Source organism: Mesorhizobium sp. M7A.F.Ca.MR.362.00.0.0 (assembly GCF_004023175.1).
GTDB lineage: Bacteria > Pseudomonadota > Alphaproteobacteria > Rhizobiales > Rhizobiaceae > Mesorhizobium.
Genome location: NZ_RZTF01000140.1, coordinates 7,299 through 13,274, shown reverse-complemented (window position 1 = coordinate 13,274; position 5,976 = coordinate 7,299). Strand labels below are relative to the sequence as shown.

The window sequence follows — 5,976 nt, the reverse complement described above, 5'->3', positions numbered from 1 at the left end:
GCATCGCCGCCTTCGATGTCCGGGCAACATCGGCTGATCCGATGCAGGCCGAACTCATCGGCATGGCCATCGCCACAGCGCCCGGCCGCGCCGCCTACATTCCTTTTGCCCACATGAGCGGCAATGGCGACCTGCTCGGTGGTGGCGCGCTCGAAAACCAGATTGCGCTGCGCGAGGCGCTGGCCGTGCTGAAACCGCTGCTCGAAGACCGATCGGTTCTCAAAGTGGCGCAGAATCTGAAATACGATCTTGTGATCATGAGCCGCTACGGCATCGATGTCGCGCCGTTCGACGACACCATGCTGATCTCCTACGTGCTCGATGCCGGCACGCCCCATGGTCATGGCATGGATGCGCTTGCCGAAAAGTGGCTCGGTCATACCCCTCTCCAACTCAAGGATGTGACCGGCTCGGGCAAAAGCTCCGTCGGTTTCGATCAGGTCGACATCGACAAGGCGACGGCTCATGCCGCCGAGGACGCCGATGTGACGCTTCGGCTCTGGCTGGTGCTGAAACCGCGGCTTGCCGCCAAGGGCCTAGTGTCTGTCTATGAGCGGTTGGAGCGGCCGCTGGTGCCGGTGCTGGCGCGCATGGAACAGCGCGGCATCTCGGTCGACCGGCAGATCCTGTCGCGGCTCTCCGGCGAACTGGCGCAGGGCGCCGCTCGCCTCGAAGAGGAAATCTACCAGCTCATCGGCGAACGCATCAACATCGGCTCGCCAAAGCAGCTTGGCGACATCCTGTTCGGGCGCATGGGCCTGCCCGGCGGTTCCAAGACCAAGACCGGCCAGTGGTCGACCTCGGCGCAGCTTCTCGAAGACCTCGCCGCCGAAGGTCACGAACTGCCGCGCAAGATCGTCGACTGGCGGCAGCTGACCAAGCTGAAATCGACCTATACCGATGCGCTGCCGGGCTTCATCCACCCCGACACCAAGCGCGTCCACACCTCCTACGCGCTGGCCGCGACGACGACGGGACGCCTGTCGTCCTCCGATCCGAACCTGCAGAACATCCCGGTGCGCACCGCCGAAGGCCGCAAGATCAGGACCGCCTTCATCACCGACAAGAGCCATCGGCTGGTCTCGGCCGACTACAGCCAGATCGAATTGCGGGTGCTCGCCCATGTCGCCGAGATCCCGCAATTGCGGCAGGCTTTCGCCGACGGCGCCGACATCCACGCCATCACCGCGTCGGAGATGTTCAACGTGCCGGTCGAGGGCATGCCTTCGGAAGTCCGCCGCCGCGCCAAGGCGATCAATTTCGGCATCATCTACGGCATTTCGGCCTTCGGTCTCGCCAATCAGTTGTCGATCCCGCGCGAGGAGGCCGGCAACTACATCAAGAAATATTTCGAGCGCTTCCCCGGCATCCGCGATTACATCGAGGAGACCAAGGCCTATGCCCGCGAGCATGGCTTTGTCGAAACGATCTTCGGCCGCCGCATCCATTACCCCGATATAAGATCGTCCAATCCCTCGCTCCGCGCGTTCAACGAGCGCGCCTCGATCAACGCCCGCCTGCAAGGCACCGCCGCCGACATCATCCGCCGTGCCATGATACGCATGGAGGAGGCGCTGGAAAAAGCAGGCCTTTCGGCACGCATGCTGCTGCAGGTGCATGATGAATTGATCTTCGAGACCGTCGAGGCGGAAGTCGAGGCAACGATCCCGGTCGTGCGTCACGTCATGGAGAACGCGGCGATGCCGGCGGTCTCGATGTCGGTGCCGCTGCACGTCGACGCGCGGGCGGCGAACAACTGGGACGAGGCGCATTAGCCGTCGTCGTCATCCTAGGGCGGAGCGACGCGAAGCGGAGCGCAGACCCTAGGATCCATGCCGTTACATTAGCCTTGGATGCAACGGTGCAAAATGAAGCCGCTTCCGAGGCTGCGCCAAGTATCCTTAAATCTAGGCCGCCGCGACATTCTCATGTCACGGCATGGATCCTAGGGTCTCCGCGACGTCGCTTCGCTCCTGCTTCGCCCTAGGATGACGAAGCGATGGGCCTTAGGCCGCTTCGGCCAGGCACTTGGCACACGTCCCGCGAAACTCGATCACCGCCTTCTTGGCGGCGAAGCCGGTGGAGCGCACCCATTCGTCCAACTGGTGGCCGACATCGTGGTCGGACATTTCGGTGACCTGCCCGCATGTGTCGCAGATCGCGAAGGCGGTCATCGAATGGCTGTGGTCGTGCGGCTCGGCGCAGGCGACGAAGGAGTTGATGCTTTCGAGCCGATGCACGAAACCTGACTTCACCAGCGTATCGAGCGCGCGATAGACTTGGAGCGGCGCGCGAAAACCGCGCTCGCGCAATTGGTCGAGCAAGGTGTAGGCACTGAGCGGTCCGCTGGCGGTCTCGAGTTTCTCGAGCACGCACAGCTGGTTCTTCGTCAGCACATCCCTTGCCGCCATGATCCTGTTTCCAACTCGCCTTGCGTCGCTTGTGCCGCGCACAACGATCCATGTCCCATCCAGATAGCGACGAACAGGCATTTTTGCTACTGTTTCCAGCATTCTGCCCGCGAGGCGGTCGAGAACATCGATCGGAGCGGGGCAACAGGCAGGTTGCTCTGCGATGTGACGTTCAAAATACTGACAATATCTTCGGCAAGGATTGCCGCGCTTGGAAATTCGGTCGGGCTTGGGGAAGCAATCATGATCAAATTGACGCGGCGGACGCTGCTGGTCGGCACGTCCGCCTTGACCATGGCCGGCATGGTATCGTTCCGGACCATGGCCGCATCGCGCACCTACCATGCGCTGCTGGTCGCCTGCACCGAATATCCCAACCTGCCGCAGAGGAACTGGCTTGTCGGGCCGAAGAACGATGCAGCCCTCGTCCGCGACTATCTCCTGAAGAATGTGCCCGACCCCGTGCGCTTCGCGCCGGAAAACGTCACGCTGCTCGCCAAGGATGTCCCCGGCGCCAGTGGCCTGCCGACCCATGCGGCGATCAAGGCTGCATTGGCCGACCTTGCTGCCAAGGTCCAGCGCGACGATTTCGTCTACCTGCATCTGTCCGGTCACGGTGCCCAGCAGCCGCAGATGGTCAAGGGCGACGAAACCGACGGGCTCGACGAGATCTTCCTGCCCGTCGATATTGGCAAATGGATCAACCGCGATGCCGGCGTGCCCAATGCGCTGATCGACAACGAAATCGGCGCGGCACTCGACGCCATCCGCGACAAGGGTGCTTTCGTCTGGGTTGTGTTCGACTGCTGCCATTCCGGAACCGCGACACGCGCCGTCGAGGTCGATGACGAGCTAGAGCGCAAGGTCGAGTTCGCCGACCTGGTCGGCGGCAACGAGTCCGAGCGGGCTGCCGCGATCAAGGCCTATGACGAGGTGATTTCGGTCGCTGGCTCGCGCGGCATCGACGACAATGGCACGCGCAAGCCCGCCTTCACCCTGACGCCGACCGGTGGCGAACCGATCACCAAGGGCAAGCTGGTCGCCTTCTATGCCGCGCAGACGGTGGAGACGACGCCCGAGATGCCGTTGCCCAAGGGCATCGCGGATGCGCCGCGCTTGGGCCTGTTCACCTTCACCATCCTGTCCAAACTGGCCGAGAATCCCAACGTAACCTATCGCCAACTCGGCCAGGCCGTGCTGCAGCAATATTCGGCCGACAGCCGCACCCGGCCGACACCGCTGTTCGAGGGCGAACTGGATGCCCGCGTCTTCGGCACCGACAAGACCGATGCAGTCATGCAGTGGCCTGTCGTCATCAAGGACGGCGAAGCGACGATCGGCGCCGGGCTGCTGCATCGCCTCACCCCCGGCAGCAAGCTCGCCATCCTGCCATCGGCGTTATCGCCGCTGTCCGACGCTGTCGGATTTTTGGAAGTGCAGTCGGCAAAAAACCTGGAAAGCCGCGTCAAGCCGGTCGAGTTCGACAAGAAGCCGGCGCTCGAAGTCGCCGACATTCCCGCCAACGCCTATGCGCGGGTGGCGGAGATCGCCGTCGACTACAAGCTCGTCTTGGCGCGGCCGGCCATAGCCAAGGGACTTGAGAAGGAAACCGCTCTGGTCAATTCGGTTCTCGACGAACTGGCCACAGCCAGGGAGATCGGCTTCAACATCGAGCTGGTCGATCCCGGCAAGAGCGCCGACCTCCGCTTTGCGGTGATGCGCGAGAATGCCGTTCCCGGCGTCAAGGATGCGACCGACAAGCCGGCGCTGTGGTTCCTGCCGGCGTCGGGCGACGTGAGCCTGAAGGAGGGCGGCAAACCGCCGCTGATCATCATTCACGACCGCCACAAGCTGGCCGATGCAACGGCCAGGAACCTGCGCACCATCTTCCGTGCCACCGGGCTTTCGCGGCTGGCGGCGGCCTCGGACTACAAGCCCGAGGACGTCGACGTCCAGTTTCAGGTCAAACGTCGCGACAAGGATGGCCTCGAACCGCTGCAGGCTTCGGTTGTGCCGCGCGTCTCGCCGGGCGACGAAGTGCATGTGCTGGCCAAGAACGGCTCGGATCTGCTGGTCGACATCAACGTGCTCTATGTCGGCAGCGACTATTCGATCACTCATATCGTTGCCGAACGCCTCGCCCCGCAGGCCACGCTCGAGGAGGGACTGCTGGCCTTCACCGACACCAGCTTCGGCATGGAACGGATGATCGCGGTTTTGACCGAGGCGCCGCCGGAGAGCGAGAAGCAGGATCTGAGCTTCCTGGCACAGGACGGCGTCGCCTCGGCGACACGCGGAATGGGCTCCGCCGGCTTCTCCGACATGCTGACCGATCTCGGCATGGCGCCGGCAACCCGCTCGGTGATGCGGCTTGCCGACAAGAGCGGCCCGAAAGGCGCGGTGATGATCTTCCCGATGGAAACGGTGCCGCGCGCCTGAGCGGATGTCGGCGACCAGGGCCATATGGCTCTGTGGCGGCTCTTGCGCGATCGGCGCGATATGAGAACATTCCCGGCCGCGTCCTGGCGCATGACGGCCGGATGAAACGGATAGGATCGATTGTGAAGAATTCTGTGTTTTCCTGGCGTGGAACGGTAGCCGGCCTTGCCGGCGGCCTGTTGCTGATCGCCAACGCTTCGGCGGACGAGGCCTGCGGCCTGTGCGTCAAGCAGATCGTCACCAACTCGGAACTGGCGACGTGTTTTCTCGATCAGTACGACCAGTTCGCCAAAAGCGGCAGCGACGCGGTTATCGTCGATCTCAGCAACTGCGCCTCGCGCGGCGTCGTCGAAGCCTTGCCGTCCCCCAACAAGGGGGCGGCGGAGCCCGACGTGCAGTTCATGATTTCGCGCCTGCAACTGGAATGCCTGAAACGGAAGCTGGAGACGCCGGGCATCGTGCTGGATCCCTCCGCCACCATTGAACTGGACAGCTGCGGATGAAGAAGCCAACGGGCAACACCAGGCAGACGGCAGTGACCGCACCCGCAAAGGCGCAGGCCGGCAAACCGGCCCTGCAGGAAACCACCGAAGGTTTCCCGTGGCCAAGCAGCCACGAGATCAAGAAGGAGAGCAACCCCTTCACCGACCGCGACTGGCGCATGCTGGTCTATGCCTGGTCGGGCATGGCCGTGCGTCTCGCCATCATCTTCACCCTGATGTTCTCGGTCTACCAGTTCCTGGCCAACCAGGAGCAGAAGCGCGTCGAGCAGACCATGGCGCTTGTCGAGCTCTGGGAAAACAAGGACTACCAACAGGCGCAGCGTGCGCTGAAGGATCGTCTGACGGGCCTCAACGCCAAATACGACAATCTGCTCAGCGCCAACCCCTCGCCCACCGAGGAGCAGGTGTTCCGGCAACGCATCGGCATCGAGGCGATGACTGCCTCCGGCGGCGACATGCCGCTCGCCGATTTCAGCGAGAATTTCGACCGCATCGTCTATTTCCTCAACCGTCTGTCCTTCTGTGTCGACGGCGATTTGTGTTCGCGCAAGGTGACCGACGCTTATTTCCGCGACTATGCCGTCTCTTTCTGGAGCTATTTTGCCGGCTACATAGACAAGCAG

At 62.9% G+C, this 5,976-nt stretch carries 5 protein-coding genes; 4 read left to right on the top strand and 1 reads right to left on the bottom strand.

What is annotated here, in order from left to right:
* A partial coding sequence (gene polA, locus EOC06_RS42795) for a DNA polymerase I (RefSeq protein WP_245469737.1) occupies positions 1-1,775 on the top strand: 1,775 nt, incomplete at its 5' end.
* Between the two features lie 231 nt (positions 1,776-2,006).
* Here polA and EOC06_RS18185 read toward each other — a convergent pair.
* Complete coding sequence (locus tag EOC06_RS18185; protein WP_109658718.1) at positions 2,007-2,411, bottom strand: Fur family transcriptional regulator; 405 nt, start codon at positions 2,409-2,411, stop codon at positions 2,007-2,009.
* Positions 2,412-2,654: 243 nt separating this feature from the next.
* Between EOC06_RS18185 and EOC06_RS18180 the strand changes: the two genes are divergently transcribed.
* The 3 genes from EOC06_RS18180 to EOC06_RS40835 form a co-directional block, all read left to right on the top strand.
* On the top strand, positions 2,655-4,850 hold the full coding sequence (locus EOC06_RS18180) for a caspase family protein (RefSeq protein WP_128308424.1): 2,196 nt from the start codon (positions 2,655-2,657) through the stop codon (positions 4,848-4,850).
* Positions 4,851-4,972: 122 nt separating this feature from the next.
* Positions 4,973-5,353, top strand: coding sequence for a hypothetical protein (locus tag EOC06_RS18175; protein WP_127322033.1), 381 nt, complete (start codon positions 4,973-4,975; stop codon positions 5,351-5,353).
* Positions 5,350-5,976, top strand: a 627-nt coding sequence (locus EOC06_RS40835; RefSeq protein WP_245469735.1) for a hypothetical protein, incomplete at its 3' end; no start/stop codon positions are given. The genes EOC06_RS18175 and EOC06_RS40835, both read left to right, overlap by 4 nt.

Coding starts and splice junctions, on each gene's coding strand:
- EOC06_RS18185 (WP_109658718.1), bottom strand. CDS start 2,411: ATGGCGGCAAGGGATGTGCTGACGAAGAACCAGCTGTGCGTGCTCGAG.
- EOC06_RS18180 (WP_128308424.1), top strand. CDS start 2,655: ATGATCAAATTGACGCGGCGGACGCTGCTGGTCGGCACGTCCGCCTTG.